Source organism: Sulfurospirillum arsenophilum NBRC 109478 (assembly GCF_000813345.1).
GTDB lineage: Bacteria > Campylobacterota > Campylobacteria > Campylobacterales > Sulfurospirillaceae > Sulfurospirillum > Sulfurospirillum arsenophilum.
On record NZ_BBQF01000002.1, the window covers coordinates 343,848 to 362,802 of the forward strand.

Annotated in this window: 19 protein-coding genes; 8 read left to right on the forward strand and 11 right to left on the reverse strand. The window is 39.0% G+C overall.

The window, feature by feature from the left end; all coding sequences use genetic code 11:
• Positions 1 to 16: 16 nt before the first annotated feature.
• The 7 genes from SAR02S_RS06090 to htpG all read left to right on the forward strand — a co-directional run bounded on the left by SAR02S_RS06090 (position 17) and on the right by htpG (position 6,783).
• The gene (locus SAR02S_RS06090; protein ID WP_041957880.1) at positions 17 to 1,348 is read left to right on the forward strand and encodes a S41 family peptidase; all 1,332 of its coding nucleotides are present in this window, start codon (positions 17 to 19) and stop codon (positions 1,346 to 1,348) included.
• Positions 1,349 to 1,362: 14 nt separating this feature from the next.
• Positions 1,363 to 2,076, forward strand: coding sequence for a phosphoribosylaminoimidazolesuccinocarboxamide synthase (gene purC / locus SAR02S_RS06095; protein ID WP_041957882.1), 714 nt, complete (start codon positions 1,363 to 1,365; stop codon positions 2,074 to 2,076).
• Between the two features lie 22 nt (positions 2,077 to 2,098).
• The gene (gene purS / locus SAR02S_RS06100) at positions 2,099 to 2,344 is read left to right on the forward strand and encodes a phosphoribosylformylglycinamidine synthase subunit PurS (protein WP_041957884.1); all 246 of its coding nucleotides are present in this window, start codon (positions 2,099 to 2,101) and stop codon (positions 2,342 to 2,344) included.
• Positions 2,338 to 3,009, forward strand: coding sequence for a phosphoribosylformylglycinamidine synthase subunit PurQ (gene purQ, locus SAR02S_RS06105; RefSeq protein WP_041957886.1), 672 nt, complete (start codon positions 2,338 to 2,340; stop codon positions 3,007 to 3,009). The genes purS and purQ overlap by 7 nt, the downstream gene beginning before the upstream one ends.
• A gap of 4 nt (positions 3,010 to 3,013) precedes the next feature.
• Positions 3,014 to 4,105, forward strand: a complete 1,092-nt coding sequence (locus tag SAR02S_RS06110; protein WP_041957889.1) for a hypothetical protein — start codon at positions 3,014 to 3,016, stop codon at positions 4,103 to 4,105.
• Between the two features lie 13 nt (positions 4,106 to 4,118).
• Positions 4,119 to 4,772: a lysophospholipid acyltransferase family protein gene (locus SAR02S_RS06115; protein WP_232294013.1), complete on the forward strand. Its 654-nt coding sequence runs from the start codon at positions 4,119 to 4,121 to the stop codon at positions 4,770 to 4,772.
• A 139-nt stretch (positions 4,773 to 4,911) separates the two neighbouring features.
• Complete coding sequence (gene htpG, locus SAR02S_RS06120; protein WP_041957893.1) at positions 4,912 to 6,783, forward strand: molecular chaperone HtpG; 1,872 nt, start codon at positions 4,912 to 4,914, stop codon at positions 6,781 to 6,783.
• A 29-nt stretch (positions 6,784 to 6,812) separates the two neighbouring features.
• Here the strand turns inward: htpG and SAR02S_RS06125 are convergent, their stop codons facing one another.
• The 9 genes from SAR02S_RS06125 to SAR02S_RS06165 form a co-directional block, all read right to left on the reverse strand.
• Positions 6,813 to 8,549, reverse strand: coding sequence for a thioredoxin domain-containing protein (locus SAR02S_RS06125; protein ID WP_041957895.1), 1,737 nt, complete (start codon positions 8,547 to 8,549; stop codon positions 6,813 to 6,815).
• Between the two features lie 8 nt (positions 8,550 to 8,557).
• Positions 8,558 to 8,950: a rhodanese-like domain-containing protein gene (locus SAR02S_RS06130; RefSeq protein ID WP_041957897.1), complete on the reverse strand. Its 393-nt coding sequence runs from the start codon at positions 8,948 to 8,950 to the stop codon at positions 8,558 to 8,560.
• Positions 8,951 to 9,012: 62 nt separating this feature from the next.
• A complete protein-coding gene (locus tag SAR02S_RS06135) occupies positions 9,013 to 11,043 on the reverse strand; it encodes an ATP-dependent helicase (protein WP_041957898.1) in 2,031 nt (676 codons plus the stop codon).
• 68 nt (positions 11,044 to 11,111) lie between these two features.
• Entirely contained in the window at positions 11,112 to 11,648 is a 537-nt protein-coding gene (locus SAR02S_RS06140; protein ID WP_041957900.1) for a hypothetical protein, read from the reverse strand.
• Positions 11,645 to 12,292, reverse strand: coding sequence for a CDC27 family protein (locus tag SAR02S_RS06145; protein ID WP_041957902.1), 648 nt, complete (start codon positions 12,290 to 12,292; stop codon positions 11,645 to 11,647). The genes SAR02S_RS06140 and SAR02S_RS06145 overlap by 4 nt, the downstream gene beginning before the upstream one ends.
• The gene (locus SAR02S_RS06150) at positions 12,285 to 13,082 is read right to left on the reverse strand and encodes an ATP-binding protein (protein WP_041957904.1); all 798 of its coding nucleotides are present in this window, start codon (positions 13,080 to 13,082) and stop codon (positions 12,285 to 12,287) included. Before SAR02S_RS06150 ends, SAR02S_RS06145 begins: the two co-directional genes overlap by 8 nt.
• Before the next feature lie 88 nt (positions 13,083 to 13,170).
• A complete protein-coding gene (locus tag SAR02S_RS06155) occupies positions 13,171 to 13,680 on the reverse strand; it encodes a hypothetical protein (protein WP_041957906.1) in 510 nt (169 codons plus the stop codon).
• A gap of 12 nt (positions 13,681 to 13,692) precedes the next feature.
• Positions 13,693 to 14,202 carry a hypothetical protein gene (locus SAR02S_RS06160; RefSeq protein WP_041957908.1) on the reverse strand — a complete coding sequence of 170 codons (510 nt, stop codon included), beginning with the start codon at positions 14,200 to 14,202 and terminating at the stop codon, positions 13,693 to 13,695.
• Between the two features lie 40 nt (positions 14,203 to 14,242).
• Positions 14,243 to 15,571 carry an ATP-dependent DNA helicase gene (locus tag SAR02S_RS06165; protein WP_041957910.1) on the reverse strand — a complete coding sequence of 443 codons (1,329 nt, stop codon included), beginning with the start codon at positions 15,569 to 15,571 and terminating at the stop codon, positions 14,243 to 14,245.
• A 56-nt stretch (positions 15,572 to 15,627) separates the two neighbouring features.
• Here SAR02S_RS06165 and SAR02S_RS06170 point away from each other — a divergent pair, with 56 nt between their 5' ends.
• Positions 15,628 to 17,637 carry an SH3 domain-containing protein gene (locus SAR02S_RS06170; protein ID WP_232293999.1) on the forward strand — a complete coding sequence of 670 codons (2,010 nt, stop codon included), beginning with the start codon at positions 15,628 to 15,630 and terminating at the stop codon, positions 17,635 to 17,637.
• Positions 17,638 to 17,662: 25 nt separating this feature from the next.
• Here SAR02S_RS06170 and SAR02S_RS06175 read toward each other — a convergent pair whose 3' ends face one another.
• On the reverse strand, positions 17,663 to 17,851 hold the full coding sequence (locus SAR02S_RS06175) for a DUF1737 domain-containing protein (protein ID WP_041957912.1): 189 nt from the start codon (positions 17,849 to 17,851) through the stop codon (positions 17,663 to 17,665).
• A gap of 35 nt (positions 17,852 to 17,886) precedes the next feature.
• Complete coding sequence (gene rhuM / locus SAR02S_RS06180) at positions 17,887 to 18,888, reverse strand: virulence protein RhuM/Fic/DOC family protein (protein WP_041957913.1); 1,002 nt, start codon at positions 18,886 to 18,888, stop codon at positions 17,887 to 17,889.
• Positions 18,889 to 18,955: the final 67 nt, after the last annotated feature.

The following is an 18,955-nucleotide window of genomic DNA, read 5'->3' on the forward strand; positions in this document are numbered from 1 at the left end:
GGAGCATACACACGCTATGAAACATTTACCATTTGCTACGGCTGGCTTTATTGCCACGTTTTTAGGTATTACTACCTTTTTCTCTTCGACCCTCTTTGCGGCAGATAATGCTGAAGGAGAAAAGAGTCGTCTTGCTTCTTTGGCAAAATTTACACGAGTTTTGGCAACCATTGAAAAATATTATGTTGATGACATTAAAATTGATGACATCGTCAAAAAGTCTATTGAAGGACTTTTAACCAACCTCGATGCACACTCTTCGTACCTCGATGAAAAACACTTCAAAGATCTCAAAATTCAAACCGATGGTGAATTTGGTGGTCTTGGAATTACGGTTGGTCAAAAAGATGGTGCGCTCACCGTCATCGCTCCTATGGAAGGAACACCTGCGGATAAAGCTGGTGTCAAAGCAGGCGATATTATCCTCAAAATCAACAAACAATCAACCCTCAACATGACGATCGATGAAGCCGTTAACATCATGCGTGGCAAACCAGGTACGGGCATTGAGCTTACACTGGTTCGAGAAGGTGAAACAAAACCTCTTAACATTTCAATCGTGCGTGATATCATCAAAATTGAATCGGTTTATTCTAAAATGATTGAAAATGAGAATATCCTCTACGTACGTGTTGTCAACTTCGACAAGAACATTGTAGGTGATGTACAAGATGCCATTACAAAATATAAAGGTGCCAAGGGCATTGTTTTAGATCTTAGAAACAACCCTGGTGGACTTTTAAACCAAGCGGTAGGTTTAGTGGATATCTTTGTTGATGAAGGCATCATCGTCTCTCAAAAAGGACGTGTCGAATCTGAAAATGCTGAATACAAAGCAAGCAAATCTGGAACAAGCACAAAATTACCACTGGTAGTGTTGGTTAACGGTGGAAGTGCCAGTGCGAGTGAAATCGTCAGTGGCTCATTACAAGATCATAAACGTGCCATTATCATTGGTGAAAAAACCTTTGGAAAAGGAAGCGTTCAAGCAGTCCTTCCAGTCGTTGATAATGAAGCAATTCGTCTGACCATCGCTCGTTACTATCTCCCAAGTGGACGTACGATTCAAGCAGAAGGTGTAACACCTGATCTTGTTGTATATCCAGGTGATGTACCACATAAAAACAATGAACAGTCACTCAAAGAGAAAGATCTTAAAAAGCATTTAGAGGGTGAACTTAAAAAAGTAGATGAAAACAAAACTGAAGTAAAAGATACTAAAGCAAAACCAAAAACAAAAGAGTCATCAAAATCTGACAAAGAGATCATAAGTCAAGAGAGTCTTTTCAAAGACTTACAACTAAAAAGTGCTGTTGATGCTATCAAAGTACTTTCTATCAAAAAATAATTGAGGAGTAGCAAGTGAATAAAGGTGCATTGTTATACGAAGGAAAAGGTAAAAAACTGTTTTTGACAGATGATGAGAATCTTTTAGTCTCAGAATTTAAAGACGACTTGACAGCATTCAATGCTGAGAAAAAAGGCAATGAAGCAGGCAAAGGTGCGCTTAACTGTAAAATCAGTACCCAACTCTTCCATCTTCTTGAACAACATGGCATTAAAACGCACTTGGTAAAAACACTTGATGATACCAACCAATTAATTAAAAAAGTAAAAATCATCCCTATTGAAGTGGTTGTTAGAAACATTGCAACAGGTTCTTTAGCAAAACGTCTTGGCATTAAAGATGGCACTGTCCTTCCATTTACACTCGTTGAGTTCTACTATAAAGATGATGCACTTGGTGATCCTATCATTAACGATGAGCACTGTTTAATGCTTAATCTTGTAAAAAGTGAATCTGATTTGGAAGAGTTAAAAAGATTGGGACGTGAAATCAATTCTATTATGAAAAGCTTCTTTGCGGAGCGTAAACTCAAACTTGTTGACTTTAAAGTTGAATTTGGTGTTGATAAAGATGGCAATATCCTTCTCTCTGATGAAATCAGCCCTGATAGCTGTCGTTTCTGGGATATGGATACCAATGAAAAACTGGATAAAGATAGATTTAGACAAGGTTTAGGTGATGTTAAAGTTGCCTATGAAGAAGTCTTAAAACGTATCCTATCTCACTAAAATTACAAGGAAAAGATAAACGATGAAAGTTATTGTCAATATTCAACTCAAAAATGGCGTTTTAGATCCACAAGGAAAAGCCGTTCATCATGCACTTGCTTCTTTAAAATTTAACGAAGTGAATGAAGTGCGTATTGGAAAACAAATCATCCTTGACATTGCTGAAAGCGATAAAGCTAAAGCAAAAGAGAGAGTAACCATTATGTGTGATGAGCTTTTAGCCAATACCGTTATTGAAGACTATTCGATTGAGTTTCCAACATGCTAGTAGCCGTTGCTGTATTTCCAGGAACAAACTGTGAAATCGACACCAAATATGCTTTTGAAAAACTAGGGCAAGATGTTGTCCTTGTTTTTCATAAAGAAGAAAAATTACCAGAAGGTACCGACTTAGTTGTTCTTCCAGGTGGTTTTAGCTATGGCGATTACTTAAGAAGTGCTGCTATTGCTAAATTTTCTCCTATCATGAAAGCAGTCATCGAGTTTGCAAATAAAGGTGGAAAAGTGCTTGGTATCTGTAATGGTTTCCAAATGCTTGTTGAAGCACGCTTACTTCCAGGTGCTATGAAACGCAATGAAAATGTTCACTTCATCTCCCAGTTTCATCACCTCAAAGTCATCAATAATGACAATACTTTTTTACAAAAATGCGCTATTGGTGAGCTTTTGAATGTGCCTATCGCTCATGGTGAGGGAAGCTTTTATATTGATGATGCAGGGCTTAAAGAACTGTATGCCAATAAACAAGTCCTTCTTACTTATTGTGACGACAAAGGTGACATTAAAAATCCTAATGGATCTGTTGATTCCATTGCTGGTATTTGCAATAAAGCAAAAAATGTCTTTGGCCTTATGCCACACCCTGAACGTGCCATTGAGAAAATTTTAGGCTCTGATGATGGCGTGAAAATGCTTGAGGGTTTTATAAACTAACGTGATGAAGAAATTTTTCACACTGCTGACACTCTTTTTAGCGCTTTTAGCACCTGCCTCTGCTGCTGAAGAGAGTGCCTTTTCAGGGCGTTCCAAGTCTATTTTTCTCTCCATTGAAGAGATGCCTCAAAAAGTCTATATTGGGCAAGTTTTTCCTGTAAAATTTAAAGCCATTGTCGCTAATGATAAAATTGATGGTCTTGGCAATACCTTTTCTGGTTCATCGGCCGCGGAAGTGCTTAATCCTCAAAATCCTTGGGAACGTTCCGTCAACAATACGTATTTCAATACATTTTATTTTAAAATAAATTCTAAAACAGCTGTTATGCCTCGCCTAAGCGTCTCAGTAATACAACAGCAAGAAGCGGTTGAGAGTGAAATGATCACTTTAAATCTTCCTGCTCAACTGGTGCAACTCAAGCAAGACCCACTCTTCAGTAATGTTATTGCTAAAACGTTAACTGTCAACAAATACAAAACAACAACCTTTGATGCTAAAAATGTTATCGTTGTCTTAGAGATCGAAACAACAGGCGCAAATCTCAAAGATTTTGCACTCAGTGGCATTGCAAAAAGTGGCATTGACTCGTTCTCAGATAACGGCACTTCACAAAAAATTTACTACTACGGTATTGTTCCGAACTATCAAAAAAGTTTTGATTTTACCTATTTTGATCTTGCAAGCAACAAATTTAATAAAATAACTATTCCGATGGTGATTGAAAGTGATGAAGTTAGTACTCAACTAGGGCTTAATCCAAAAGAGAGTATTTTTGAATTTTATAAAAGTGTTGCCTACGCAGTTGCTGCATTTTTGTTTTTTGTCATTTTACTCAAACGTCGCAGATGGTACTATTTGGCTATTTCATTGTTCTTCTTGTGTCTCTTTTTTCTTGATCGTAACCCATTGAACAATGCCAAGCTCAAATCAAACAGTAGCATTATGATTCTACCAATGGAGAGATCAACTGTCTTTTTTACCAGCGATAAAATCTTAGATATTGAAAAATTGGGAGATAGAGAAGGATTTATCAAAATCTTGCTACCTGATGGAAAAATTGGATGGACAGACCGTGAAAATATTATCAAAAATTAGAGGAATTTACGTGATGATTGAGTTTGTCATCACAGTACTGATCACCATCGTTTTGATGTATGCTTTTCGCAACCATACGCATCCTATTAGACGTACATGGGGACACTTGCAAACTTTCTTAATGGGTTTTAGTATCAAACCAGAGGGTGAGGCAAGCCCAACAACAACGCTTTTAGTGATGAACCATCAAAGCCTTGTCGATATTGTAGCTCTAGAGACGATCTACCCTAAAAATCTCTGCTGGATTGCTAAAAAAGAGATCGAAGACATTCCTCTTTTTGGACACATTATTCCCGCTCCTCGGATGATTTCTATCGACCGCAAAGATAAACGCTCAATCATTAAGATGATTAAAGAAGGTAAAGAGCGTGTCAGTGAAGGACGCGTGCTTGCGATGTTCCCCGAAGGTACACGTGGACGTGGCGATAAACTCTTGAAATTCCAAAGTGGCGCAAAAATTTTGGCTGAAAAGTTAGAGCTTATCGTCCAACCAGCCATCATTGTAGGTGCACGTCATGTCTTTGATTCTAAAAACATTGATGCGCATAGTGGAGAAGTAAAAGTCATCTATCTTGACCCTATTAATCCTAAAGAGGATGAACAGTGGTTTGAGAAAATGTACCACACCATGGAAGAGAGATTAGCTCTCGAATTGGCTTCAAAATAATAACTCTGTGAAAGTCACAAAAGTGGCTTTCAAATTCTTTCAATTTTGCTAAAATAACGCAAATTTTTTGGATTTATCAAAAAACTTCTTTACATGTAAAGCTTTTTGACAAATCCAAAATAGAACAAAGGATATATCAATGTCAAAACATCAATTTCAAACCGAAGTCACTCAGCTTTTAGACCTGATGATTCACTCGCTCTACTCCAACAAAGAGATCTTTTTACGTGAACTTATCTCCAATGCTTCCGATGCACTGGATAAGCTAAATTATCTCACACTCACCGATGATACATACAAAGCACTCTCGTATGTACCCCGTATTGACATCGCCATCAATAAAGAAGCTAAAACACTAACACTTAGTGACAGCGGTATTGGTATGAATGAAGAAGATTTGGTTGAAAATCTTGGAACCATCGCTAAAAGCGGTACAAAATCATTCTTGCAAAATCTCAGTGGCGACAAAAAGAAAGATTCTAGCCTCATTGGTCAATTTGGTGTTGGTTTTTACTCTGCTTTTATGGTTGCCAATAAAATCGAAGTCGTAAGCCGTAAAGCTGGCGAAGAAAAAGCCTATATGTGGAGTAGCGAAGCCGGTGCAGAGTATGACATTGCAGAAGTTACCAAAGAGAGCCACGGTACATCGATTACCCTTTATCTTAAAGATGACGAAGATGAATTTTTAGAGTTTTACCGCATTCAAAGCGTTATTAAAAAATACTCAAACCACATCCCATTCCCTATTTTTATGGATAAAGAAGTGAAAGAGTATGATGATGAAGGCAAAGAAAAAAGTGCTGAACTTAAAAATGAGCAGATCAATAAAGCCAGTGCCCTTTGGACAGTAGCAAAAAGCCAAATCAAACCCGAAGAGTACAAAGACTTTTACCAACAAATTTCTCACGATAGCACCGATCCACTTCTTTGGAGCCACACTAAGGCTGAGGGGAAATACGAGTACACAACCCTCTTCTACATCCCATCAACGCCTCCAATGGATTTGTTTAGAATGGACTATAAACCAGGTGTTAAACTCTACGTTAAACGCGTTTTCATTACCGATGATGAGAAAGAGTTGCTTCCAACTTACCTTCGTTTTGTCAAAGGTATCATCGATGCAGAAGACCTACCTCTTAACGTCAGCCGTGAGATTTTACAGCAAAATAAAGTGTTAGAGACGATTAAAAAAGCATCTGTTAAAAAAATCTTGAGTGAACTTAAATCACTCAAAGAAAAAGAGAATGATAAATACCTAGAGTTCTACAAAAACTTCGGTCGCGTTGTTAAAGAAGGACTTTACAATGACTGGGATAACAAAGAAGCGCTTCTTGAACTCGTCCTTTTTAAATCATCTAAACGTGAAGGGTTAGTTAGCCTTAAAGAGTATAAAGAGGCGATGGGAGAAGATCAAAAAAGCATCTACTACATCACCGGTGAAAATGAAAAACTCCTTCGTAATTCACCACTGATTGAGCAGTTTAAAGCAAAAAATATCGAAGTCTTACTCCTAGATGAAGAAGTGGATGCCATCGTCTTCCCAATGGTTGGTGAGTACGATAAAACACCTATCAAACCAGTGAATAACTCAGACATTGACGAAGAGATCAAAGAAGATAAAGCGAAAGTCGAAGAAGATGAGAAAACGTATAAAGAGATCTTAGTCAAAATGAAAGAAATCCTCAAAGACGATACGAAAGATGTCAAAATTTCGAGTCGTTTGAGTGACTCTCCTTCATGCCTTGTGTACGATAAAAACGACCCAGATTTCCAAATGCAACAGATGCTCAAGCAAATGGGACAAGACAATATGCCAGCCGTTAAACCTATCTTAGAGATCAATCCAGAGCATGAGATTTTCAAAAAACTTAGCGCGAAATCTGATCTTTTAGAACTTAACGACATCGCTTTCTTGCTTCTCGATCAAGCCAAACTTCAAGAGGGTATGAAGATCGAAGATACCGCAGCGTTTGCAAAACGCTTGAACCGTTTTATCGCTAAAGCACTTTAAAACATACTTTTACATGTAAGGATTTTTCCTTACATGTAAAGTGTGATTGCCCTCACCGCTTCAGGGTATGCGTGAGCGTACTTTTGAATGCCAGCTCCAAAACTCTCCAACATATCTTTCGCGCGTATAAACAACGCTGTATCATCTTCTATTTTGGCTAATTCAAAAAGATTTTTAATCATCGTTGAAAGCGGACTTTTGTAGCTATTATCTTCCAAAACTGCTTTAGCACGAAACGCTTTATCGGAGAGATACCACGTCTCTTCTTTATAAAATTTATGTTCAGCTTCATGGCTTAGTTTTTTTGCCAAATCCAAGTAACGAGCCTCTTTCGTATGCTCATAACCACGAAGTAAACTCTCTATCACAAACGCGTAATCTTCGAGTAATGCTTCCACTTTCAAACTGCCGCCTAAGACGATTTGATGGTACAAAACAGTGTTTACATGTAAAGTGTTTAGAAGTGCACACAAAACACTTTTTGCTTTTTCAATCTTGCCCGCTTCAAAAAGTGCTGTGACCATTAAAGCATTCCAAGATGTCAGAATTTTGGTGTCAATAAACGGATACGCTACCTTTTGGCGCACCTCTTTTAAAATAGCAATAGCGTCATCCAAACGCTCTGGTTTTTCATTACATGTAATCACAGGATTGGTGCTTTGGTGCTCGAAATTCCCAAACTTCGTAATGCCAAAATAATCCATAACCTCTTTGACTTCGACATCATTGAGTCCACCCTTTAAAAGAGCCTCTTTAGCCTCAGAAAAGCTAAAAACGAAGTATTTTCCCTCTTCTCCTTCACTGTCAGCATCGCTGGCACTGAGGTATAGCCCTTCTTTTAAGAAACGCTCATCCATCGCTTCGATGGTTCTATCGACCACCTCTTTAAACAATGGTTTTTGCGTAAGCGTGTACAATTTGGCATAGACTTCAATGAGTTCGGCATTGGTATAAAGCATCTTTTCAAAATGAGGAATAATCCAGCTCTCATCGACGCTGTAACGGTAAAATCCACCCTCAATTTGATCGTTTATACCCCCTTGTGCCATCGCACTAAGCGCATCTTCACTCATATACAAGGCTTCAAGATTTTTGGTTTGCATATAAATATCTAAAAGTGCGTTCCATGTCGAAGCATGCGGGAATTTTGGCGCACTCCCTACACCTTTGGAGACATCATCATAACTTGCTTTGACATTGTTCACAAAAGCCTCGACAACCTCACTTTTTTCAATGCTTTGCTTTTGCTCAAAACTACGTTCATAATGCTTGATAGCAGCTTCTATACTCTGCGCACTCTTTTGAACTTCTTCATATTCATCATCGAATTTTCCTTTGATGAAGCTTGTCAGTTCACGAAATCCCATGCGCCCTTGCTGACTTTGCGGCGGCAAATACGTTCCTGCAAAAATCACTTGTTGCTGTGGCGTCATAATGATACTCAGCGGCCAGCCACCACTTCGTTTGGTGAGTAGATAATGCACGTCTTGATAGTATTTATCCAGATCAGGCATCTCTTCACGATCAACTTTGATACTGACAAAAGAATCATTAAGTAGCTTTGCGCTCACTTCATCTTCAAACGTCTCTCGCTCCATCACATGACACCAATGGCAGGTGCTGTATCCAATGGAAAGAAAAATCAGTCTGTTTTCATTTTTAGCTTTTAAAAGCGCCTTTTCACTCCACGCCATCCAGTTAACAGGATTGTGGGCATGTTGAAGCAGGTAAGGAGAATCCTCATGGATTAGTTCATTACTATACATCGTTTTGCCTACGGTTTATAAGGCTCAGGGGTATAGCCTTTGGACATTAGGGATTTCATGCCACCTTTGAGATTGACTACTTTGTAGCCTTGCTTCGATAAAAGCTCAGAAACAGCAGATGTTCGGTTTCCCGTACGGCAAATGAGCGCAAACTCTTTGTCTTTGGTCACATATTTGTCAAGTTCTTTCATGAAACTATCGGCGTCATAACGTCCTTGTTCATCAAAAAAAGTAATGGGAATAGCATTTTTAACCAAACCCGTCTCTTTCCATTCAGGGAGTGTGCGGATATCGATGATTTTTATGCTACTTTTAACCACCTCTTCACTTGCATCCACATGGCGTAATTCGGCAAAAAGAAATGTTGAAAGAAGTGCTATGAGTAATGAAATTTTATACATGTAAACTCCTAGTGATTTTAGGAGTTATTCTATCTCTTTTAAGTTAGCAGATGCTTTAAAACTTAATGTACCATTCCAGCTTCAACTAAAAAGGGTGAATGGGTATAGCTAATCTTTTTAATTTTGTCATATTTCGCGTAAGAGAGTATCAACATGTCTTTCGCACGCGTGGTTGCCACGTAAAAAAGACGTCGCTCTTCTTCAAGGCTTCCACCTTTTTGCATCAGTTTTCGGTTAGGAAAACGCCCATCCATGAGGTCGATGACATACACTTCTTTAAATTCAAGCCCTTTGCTCGCATGAATACTGAGTAAATTTACACCCTCACCTTCGCTCATTTCATTACTTCCAAGCGTTAAAGCATTCAAGAAACGTTCACTAGAGGCATACGAACTTGCCAAATCTTTCAGTAAGTGACCTTTACGAAAAATACGCGCACGTGCTTCTGTTTTTAATTTTTCATCCACCGTTCCATCTTTTTTGATGGTACGTTTGACGGCTAAAATTTCAGCAATGGCGCTAAAAACTTCAGAGCTTAACACATGATTGATAAGGCTTTGAGGTGTTTTAATGCGCGTAGCATGCTTCATAAACTTGTAAAACTGATGGAGAAATTTTGCTCCATCAATAGAGAGTTTCGGATGTTTCAAGATAGGACTAGAGAGAAAAAGCTCTTCAAATCCTAAACTGTAAAAACGGCTCACACTTCCAAGATCAATAATGTCATCAAAAAGCCCTAATTGATGATTTTTAGCCCGCTTTTTGAAAATATCTTCAACATCTTCACGAGGATGAAAAAATCCTTGGTAAATGTTTCCATCACCCAGTTTAAAAAGCCCATCAAACAGTTCTTTGGAGAGCGAACTTCCCACTCCTCTAGCGTATTCAAAGGTATGAATAAACGCCATCATATCTTTAGGATTGACGACAACACCAACAAGGTCTAACATCGCTTTGACTTCTGCTGAGTCAAAAAAGCTAATGCCCCCTTTTCGCTTACATGCAATCCCTTGTTCTCGAAGGGTGGCTTCGATGCCATCGGCTGTGGAGTTATTGCGAAAAATAACCGCAATATCAGCAGGTGCATGTATAGAATGTTTAATGAGCGAAGAGATCGAGTGATACTGTGAAAAAAGCTCATCGTAGATCAACAATTTTGGTGCTTCAAATGCTCCATCACGCGTTACTTCAAGCCTTTTTTCATACAATCTTGGATTTTTTTCAATGACACGGTTGGCTAACGAGAGAATTTTATGGGATGAGCGATAGTTTTTATTGAGTGTAAAGACATTAGCATTAGCATAACGCGTGCCAAAAGAGCCGATAATATCGATATTTGCACCATTAAACGCGTAAATACTCTGATCATAATCTCCCACACAAAAGAGTGACTTTGAGCGAAAAGCGTCAATTAAAGAACCTTGTAATGTATTGGTATCTTGATACTCATCGATCAAAACTTCATCAAAACTAAGCTCATCGGTGGTTTTGAGTGTATCACGCATTAAAATCAAGAGATCGTTAAAATCCACATAACCAAACTCGCGCTTAAGTGCTTGAAATTCCTCAAAAATGTCCTCATAAATGTCAAAAAAGAGACCATGTTCACTGTCATTTGACTCAAGCCACTCTGTAAAACTCTGCGTTACGGTGCTATTTTGATAGAGCGAAAAAATGTCATAAAGATAAGCCGCACTGTAAGCTTTTGCGCCAGAATCAATATGATCAAACCTGCGTCTATCGTGAATGCTTTTAAGTAAAATTTTGAGATCTTTTGGCTGTTTTAAAACAATGTTACGACCCAGTTTTTTCAGCAAACGGTAACTCACTGCATGAAACGTGCCTGACTCGATTTGGGAAGTGATGTTTTTACCAAAGAAAACACCGACACGCTCAAGCATTTCAGCCGCAGCTTTGTTGGTAAAAGTAAGCAGTAAAATGCGAGATGGTTGAACACCTTGATGTAAAAGATGTGCGATCCTCGCTACAATCGTCGAGGTTTTACCCGTTCCTGCACTGGCAATAATAAGATTATGTCCTGAGGGTGCAGTTGCAGCACTTTTTTGCTCAGCATTGAGTCGACTAAGAGGCATTGGGTTCCTAGAGTAAAAAAATTAGAGGGGGAATTTTAGTCCAAAAGACCCTAAAACAAAGTAAAACCTCACAGATACCAGTGACGTTTAACCAACTTGCCATCTTTATTCTCATCGATGTAAACCTTTTTTGGATCATCATCGGAAAGCCAGAGTACATAGTTCATTTCAGGTGTTTTAATCTCAATACGTTTTTCAATGGCTTCATAATTGCCTTTGGAAAGTTGTTCAAAGACACGAGAAAGGACGTGGTTGGTTCGTGGAAGTTTGAGTTCTTTAAGATTGATGTTATCATGCATAAATTGGTAAATAAGCTTTTTTTGAAGCATAAGTGTTGCAAAGTAAGAACCACTTTCGCGGTACTCTTTAGTACTAATGAGATTTTTAGAAATATTACCCAAAATATTGATTGAGTCAACTTTTGCACAAGCATCGCCAATGGCAACTAAAACTTGCTCGTTTTTATCATTGCGTGTCACAATGCCGGTACCATCATTACACACTTTTTCAAAATTTTTCGCCTCATAATCTCTCAAAACATCGTTGTAAGAGTATCCATACATACTGCTACACAAAAGGCCCAATAATGTTAAAACAACTCTCATTCCTGTCCTTTGTAAAAGTTTAGAAGTTCATGCGCTTCTTTAGAATTAATATAGCCTAAATAGAGTTCCAAAGACCTTATGGCCTCTGCTCGATCACCTAGCAAAAACTTCACTTTCGCATAAAGTATCCACGGTTTTTCAGAGCTTGAATTATGTTTGCTTGTCTCTTTAGCCCATATAATCACATCGCTGTACGATTGACGTTCAAAGTAAAAATATGCCAAAGCATAAGCATTATCGAAATTTTGCACTGTGTTATAGTTTTTAAGTAACTGTGCTTCTACACTTAAAGAATTTGTCGTTGTTTTTGTTTCATTCACAGGAAGTTTGACATCTTTTTTAGAGAGTTGAGGCGCTAAAAAAAGGATCTCTTCAGGTACGATTTCGGGTACGATTGTCTTTTCTGGCATAGTCAGATTACTCTCATTTTGATCACTCACTATTATTGACTGAACTTCAGTGGCAACAGGTGTAGGTATAGATGTAGGTGTAACGACTAGAGATATGTGAGAATGATTTGTCCAATAGTAACTGCTAAAACCTACCAAAAACAAAGACGCTATAATAAAAACAAGGCGAATAATGCGTGCTTTTTTAAGCTTAGAACAACGTCTCTCCAACTCTTCAAAACGTGTACTAGTCATGAACAAGTCCTAGATCAAGTGCTGCCATCGTGAGAAGACAGCTACTCAGTTTACGGTACTTTGAAAGACCTCTTTTTTGCGCATAATCGAGCAATTTCATAAGCGTATAAAGAAACTTTTTAATCATTCTAAAATTGCCCTTAGCATACCGTGCTATCACCCTAGCCTCATTTTTTGAAAACATCAATGCAATTTCACCGTGAATATGCCCCATACACAGTGTTTGAATATAACGCAAAATCTCATTTTCCTCAAGATTGCCATATTCTATGACCAATTTTGAGCGAGTTTTAAACTGCTTTTTTTCAAGCAGTGCCAACCCCTCTTCTTTGTGCATGGCAAGGACAAATTGAAAGAGCTTCGTGTCACTTAAGATGCGAATAAACTCAATCTGTTCATTGCTTAAAAGTTGTGCTTCATCAATTAAAACCGTACAAAATGACCCTGCATAGATTTCAAGAAGTTCATCCATAAACTCGCCTAAGCTTTTGCTTTTATCAAAAGGTATGCCCCTGGCTTCATAGAGCGTTTTGACAAGATCTCGTGAATCAAAGAAGGGATGTTCGATTAAAAGAGTGGATGAGCTCAGTACTGCTGAATGGTGCATGACTTTCATCATGTGGCTTTTGCCAACACCGGGGTCACCCAAAATAAAAATAAGCGGGATGGAAGAATCACCCATAGCCTCTTTGAGGTTATTGCGAGCGATTTCTGAACTGATACTATCAAAGTAAAATGAAGGGTCTACCGTGTCTTTAAAAAATTCTTTAGCAGCTTCAAAATCTTTCATTATGACTCTTTGCAAGCGGTTGCTTTAATTTGTCTTATTCTATCATATTCTTTCAAGATATATGAGATTTAATGTGTGATAATACCTCTTAAAAATTAACTGCATTCTCTTCTGGAATCAAAGAACGTTTTGGAAGAGGTGGGGCAAGATTAAGTTGCTGGGATTGTTGGTGTTGTTGTTGCTTTGGAGCAGCATTTTGTTGTTGTGGTTGTTGCAAAGCACCCTCTTTTTTGATGGCTTCTACAATCTCTTGAGTTGTTGGATTGGTTTTGACGGTTAACTCTTTAATGTAAACCGAATCGATCACCAAAGCATGTGTTTTTTTAGCATAGGCAATAATAGTCGATTTTAAAAGTTCTTTACCGCGTGAGGTTACAAGATCTTCCGCAAAATAACTTCCGATAACAATGTTGAGCGCATCGACAACTTTATGTTCATTACGCTTCACGTCATTGCCTTCAAAAATCAAACCAACCGTTACTTCTACAGGCTTTTTATCGGACTTTGCAAAGACGTTGGCTTTAAAGTGTTCCAACACTAACGTCTCTGCAAAAAGGCTTACATGTAAAAGTAAAACTGCTGTTAAAATGCGTTTCATACGACCCTTTTTTTAGACTGATGTATCCAGCACATTTCCGCCAAGTTCTTTGACTCTCGCGTCAACTTTTTCCAGTGCTTTTTGCATCGTAGTATAACTAATTTCAGGTAATTTTCCACCCCAAAGCTTTTCAGCTTCACTAAAACCTTGAAGCATTCCAGAACGTCCTGCTTGAAGCTTAGAGAGGTCATCTCCTGCGCCATTAATGACAAAATCTGAAATACGAGCACTCGTTTGTGCAATACCAAAAAAACCATCATCAGCGACCAACGCCTTGGCTTCATCTTGGCTCAACTGCCCAATAGGTTTGCCCTTATAACCAATATCTGCAAGAGTAAAAGTGTCCGCTTGTGTACCAAAAGTCGTTTTCGATTCAGAGGTCACTTGCGCCATATAGTCTGCTAAATAACTGTTGGTAATCTGCTTACCTGTTGTCAGTTTTTTATCTTTAGCATTAACGTCTTGATTGCTTTGTGAGTAGGTTATCAAACCCTTTGATTCATATGAAATTTCCAGATTCATGGTTGCCCCTTTTTAACCTGTTTCTTTTACATGTAAATCGTCAAAATTCATCAAAAAGTGAATCGCTCTTGACCTCTTCTATTTTTAAAATATCTGATTTTTGATAAAACTCCCCTACTTTGGGCGAGACTTGCACACAGCGTGTCAAATGCTCATAAAAACGTTGATAACCATAGTCCAGCAAAAGCTGTTTAGGATAACGCGCTCTTGAAATCGCTACGTAAAACTGGCTTTTTTCAAAAATATTGTTGATGTTACACACCAGTGAGTCGATGCTCATGCCCTGACTCTTATGAATCGTGATGGCATACGCCAGTTTGAGGGGAAATTGTTCAATAGAAACAAGTGGTTTTTCTTTGACTTCGCCTTCCATGACGACATTTTCGTGCAAGGTGTACTCTTGACGCTCTACTTTAACAAGCTCTCCTGCTTTTTCCACAATGACCTCATTTTCATCAATCGCTTTGATGACACCTCGCTCACCATTGTAGTATTTTCCCCATTTATTGGTGCAAAAAAGCACCTTTGCTCCCACTTTTAAGGTCAAGTCCACAGGAATGGGAAGCGCGTTTTTCCACCCCTCGATCTTGTTTACATGTAAAGACTGCTCATGCACTTTTTCTTTGGCTTTCAGCACGATGGGTTCACTCTCAATCTGCGCTAATTTTTGGATGTTCAGCATCTCTGCTTCTTTGTTTCTGCCAAACAAAACGGTTGGGTCATCGTCCCACACACCAACATTGGTACGTAACGCTTCAAGGTATTCGAGTGTATCGCCATCCAGTATGCCTCGTCGTATCTTTCCAAGGTGTGAGAAGAAAAGTGTGTCGTGTGTACGCTTGGTGATGGTTAACTCCACAACCACAGGCTCAAACGCGTTCCAGGAACTGCTCTCAAACGCATACTCAAAACCGCCCCACAGACTATTTTCTTTGCCTTTGGAAACAGGAGGAAGCTGGAAAAAATCACCCACAAACAAGACACTTCCCTCAAAACCCGCATTGCGCAGACGATAATAGATCATATCCAGCAAATCCGCTGAAACCATGCTAATCTCATCAATCACCAAAAGATCGCATCTTGTGAGCACTTTTTTGATCTCAACCAGTCTGGCTTTGGTATAGCGATCATGGCGAGTGAGTTCATCGAGATGATTGCAGATACCAAAGGCAAAAAAACTGTGCAAGGTTTGACCGCCAACATTGACTGCACTGACACCTGTACTGCCTAAAACAACGATTTGTTTTCCGATTTTTCGCAGCTCCGTGACGATTTCACCGACGAGATAACTCTTGCCAACTCCCGCACCACCCGTGAGGAGTACATTGTCTTTTTTTAAGATATCGATGAGTTTTTGTGCTAAGTTCAAAGAGGCTTCCTAAGTTGTTTTGGGTATTATAACATTAACAAAAGACAAGGCAGATTATGATTTCATTTCGACATATTTTTCTTTTTACATGTAGCCTTTTTGTCCTCGTAGGTTGTGCTTTAAAAGAGCCGTCAGCGGAAACGGTTATTGCGCAAAGAACCGCTTCAAAAGAGATGCTGCTTTACCCTCAAAATGTGGACTTTTTAGCGCAAAACATCACGCCCCAAAGCGTAGCACAAAACGATTTTACCTATCGCTACTATTCACCATGGTTTAGAACCCATGTCAGTTACAATAAAGAAGATGCACTCTGGGCAAACAAATCGTATGGGCTGAAAAATCGCTATTATGGCGAGAACTTGCAACTCATAGATGGTGTAGAGATCGATGCCATCATCAACGCTACGAATGTGGAAGCCTATTCAAGCATCAATGCTCATGCGATTATGATTCAAAATGCACAAATGCGCAATCTCCCTACGGACAAACCTTTTTTCAAAAAAACGACCTTACCAGGAGAAGGTTATCCCTTTGATTATTTGCAAACATCACGCATTCATATTGCCGAGCCTATCATCATCTCACACTACAGTCGAGACGGTGCTTGGGCATTTATCGAGAGTTCTTTTGCCTCTGGCTGGATTCCCGTTGAGAGCTTTGTGCTTGTCGATGCTAAAGAGCGCACAGAATTTTTGAGTGCCATAAAAATCGCCATCACAAAAGACAATGTGCCTCTTTACAATGAAAAACAACGGTTCATCACGTATGCAAAAGTGGGAGCCATCTTTCCCATCATAAGTGAAGACGATGACTTTTTTCATGCCTACATGTACACACGAGATGCTACGTTTACCGCACAAAAACTAGAACTTCGCATCCCAAAAAGCTTTGCGCAAACCGTGCCAATAAGCTTTAACAAAGAAAATCTCAGCCAAATCGGTGATGCGCTTTTAGGCGAAAAATACGGTTGGGGTGGATTTCTTGCAAACCGTGATTGCTCTGCCATGACGCGCGATTTTCTCTCTCCTTTTGGCATCTGGATTCCCCGCAATTCTGGCGCTCAAAAGAGTTTTGGAGAGTACGTCTCACTCAAAGATTTAACACCCAAGGAGAAAGAAGCGATGATACTCAAAAATGGCATAGCCTTTTTAAGCCTCATTTACCTCAAAGGTCATATTATGCTTTACGCAGGCGAATTTGAAGGCAAAGCCCTCGTAATGCAAAATATTTGGGGTGTCAGAACGATGGAAGAAGGCAAAGAGGGTCGTAATGTCATCGGTAAAGCCATCATCTCGGACCTTTATGTGGGAGCGAACCAACCCAACGTGCCTGAAAATGGACTGCTCATCAACCGCATTGAAGGCATAACAATCAAACCAGCAAATACAAAGAGCAACAATCTGGTTCAAAAATACCCTAGTATAAAGACTATCAAAGATAACACCGTCTTTTTTATGGATGGAAGCTCACTCCCGTATGATGACAAAAAAGTAAAGACGTTTGATGAGAAGCTTGAAAATGCTGACATCGAAGATATGTTTGCTCAAAAATACCCTGCCTTTGCACCCATAACTGACCCCGCATTCAATGATGACCCAGGTCGTTTTCGCAATGATACTTTTTTGAAAAAACTATACGGCTCAAGCAAAAGTGAAATTGAGAAAAATCTCACAACAATAAACTGGCTTCCAAACCACGGTGGGAAAAAACTATACTTTAATAAAAATGAAAACGCGAGCGCACAACTTCAAAAAGTCTCTGATGAGCTTGACCGTTTGCCTGAAGAGTACATGAAGTATCTCAAAAAAGTCGATGGAACCTACTACTTTCGCAAAATCGCCAAAACAGAACGCTTAAGTGCCCATAGTTACGGCATTGCCATCGACCTTGACACCCACTACTCACGCTACTGGCAGTGGGACAAAACGCACAATTTTCACAATGAATTTCCAAAAGAAATCGTCGATATCTTCGAGAAACATGGCTTTGTTTGGGGTGGCAGATGGTATCACTACGACACCATGCACTTTGAGTATCGACCTGAGTTGTTTGAAAGCATTGACTAACAATAGAGCTTTACATGTAAAGCTCTTATTTCGTAAACCCGCACGCCTTTACATCTTTGTCATCTTCTTTCACAATTGCTTGCGCTGCAATGACTGTTTGACCGTTAAACGTCACTGCTGGGTTTCCGTGTAACTTCCAACCGTCATTTAAAAACTCGGTGATTCTTGAACAAAAGGTTGAGTCATCCGGTCCTGTGATAAGTTTGTATTGCATATTTTCTCCTTTGAAATTTTTACATGTAAAGAATTTTAGTCTGTTTCGCTTAAAATATTGACGATGAGTTTTACCATTAGCTCTTTTTGGCTTGGCTCGCTTGCGGCAACAAGAAGAGCGAGAGAAACAAGCGCATTGTCATTTATCTTTGGCTCGCCATTTGCTTTGTAAGCGATGCCATTTTTGTGTAAAAACAAGATAAACAAAAACGATCCTATTCGTTTATTGCCATCACTAAAAGCGTGATCTTTGATGACGTAATAGAGCAAATTTGCTGCTTTTTCTTCGATACTTGAAAGTAGATCAACACCTCCAAAGGTTTGATAGATATTCAAGAGTGCCCCTTTAAACTCCCCTGCCTTTTCATTACCAAACAGTTCTGTTGCATCGCCTTTTTTCATTAGGTCTTTTTTAAGCTCTCTAATGGCATGTTTTGCCTCATCATAATCCAAAACAAACCGTTTTTCACAAGTTCCTTGTAACGAATGGAGTGCATCGGAGTCATAGCCTTGTAGCAATGCCCATGTTTTGGCATAGTTGTTGATGATGTCAAGTAAGCCTTTGGCTTCGTTACTGCTCAGTTCTTTCGTTTCGATGCTTTTGCGCACTAGTTCCATCGTAGCGGTCAGTTCATTCAAACTTTGAGCATTAATACGTTGGTGGTTAAGAGCATAGCCTTTGATAAGGTAGTCTTTGAGAATTTTACTTGCCCAAATACGGAACTGCGTACCGCGCTTAGATTTCACGCGATATCCAACAGAAATGATGACATCAAGATTATAAAAAGCGACATCTCTTTCTACTTCTCTTTTACCCTCAATTTGAACTATCCGGAAATTCCGGATAGTTGAGTTTTCCTCAAGCTCACCTTCTTTAAAAACATTTCCAATATGTTCATTGATTGTTTTGACATTTTTGTCAAAAAGCTCTGCCATCTGTTTTTGACTCAGCCAAACCGTCTCATTTTCAAGGCTAACTTCTAAACTCACTTGCCCTTTATCATCGGTGTATAAAACAACATTTTGCGTCTCTTGCATCGTTGCCATCCTTTTTTTCTTGTTTTATTATAGCCTTTTAATAAAAAGGCTATACATTTCATTTCAC

Excerpts from the sequence above, each read along its gene's own strand:
- SAR02S_RS06110 (WP_041957889.1), top strand. The coding sequence starts at position 3,014 with ATGAAGAAATTTTTCACACTGCTGACACTCTTTTTAGCGCTTTTAGCA.
- SAR02S_RS06170 (WP_232293999.1), top strand. The coding sequence starts at position 15,628 with ATGATTTCATTTCGACATATTTTTCTTTTTACATGTAGCCTTTTTGTC.
- purQ (WP_041957886.1), top strand. The coding sequence starts at position 2,338 with ATGCTAGTAGCCGTTGCTGTATTTCCAGGAACAAACTGTGAAATCGAC.
- rhuM (WP_041957913.1), bottom strand. The coding sequence starts at position 18,888 with ATGCAAGAGACGCAAAATGTTGTTTTATACACCGATGATAAAGGGCAA.
- SAR02S_RS06125 (WP_041957895.1), bottom strand. The coding sequence starts at position 8,549 with ATGTATAGTAATGAACTAATCCATGAGGATTCTCCTTACCTGCTTCAA.
- htpG (WP_041957893.1), top strand. The coding sequence starts at position 4,912 with ATGTCAAAACATCAATTTCAAACCGAAGTCACTCAGCTTTTAGACCTG.
- SAR02S_RS06140 (WP_041957900.1), bottom strand. The coding sequence starts at position 11,648 with ATGAGAGTTGTTTTAACATTATTGGGCCTTTTGTGTAGCAGTATGTAT.
- SAR02S_RS06150 (WP_041957904.1), bottom strand. The coding sequence starts at position 13,082 with ATGAAAGATTTTGAAGCTGCTAAAGAATTTTTTAAAGACACGGTAGAC.
- SAR02S_RS06090 (WP_041957880.1), top strand. The coding sequence starts at position 17 with ATGAAACATTTACCATTTGCTACGGCTGGCTTTATTGCCACGTTTTTA.
- SAR02S_RS06115 (WP_232294013.1), top strand. The coding sequence starts at position 4,119 with ATGATTGAGTTTGTCATCACAGTACTGATCACCATCGTTTTGATGTAT.
- SAR02S_RS06175 (WP_041957912.1), bottom strand. The coding sequence starts at position 17,851 with ATGCAATACAAACTTATCACAGGACCGGATGACTCAACCTTTTGTTCA.
- SAR02S_RS06145 (WP_041957902.1), bottom strand. The coding sequence starts at position 12,292 with ATGACTAGTACACGTTTTGAAGAGTTGGAGAGACGTTGTTCTAAGCTT.
- SAR02S_RS06160 (WP_041957908.1), bottom strand. The coding sequence starts at position 14,202 with ATGAATCTGGAAATTTCATATGAATCAAAGGGTTTGATAACCTACTCA.
- SAR02S_RS06155 (WP_041957906.1), bottom strand. The coding sequence starts at position 13,680 with ATGAAACGCATTTTAACAGCAGTTTTACTTTTACATGTAAGCCTTTTT.
- purS (WP_041957884.1), top strand. The coding sequence starts at position 2,099 with ATGAAAGTTATTGTCAATATTCAACTCAAAAATGGCGTTTTAGATCCA.
- SAR02S_RS06135 (WP_041957898.1), bottom strand. The coding sequence starts at position 11,043 with ATGCCTCTTAGTCGACTCAATGCTGAGCAAAAAAGTGCTGCAACTGCA.
- SAR02S_RS06130 (WP_041957897.1), bottom strand. The coding sequence starts at position 8,950 with ATGTATAAAATTTCATTACTCATAGCACTTCTTTCAACATTTCTTTTT.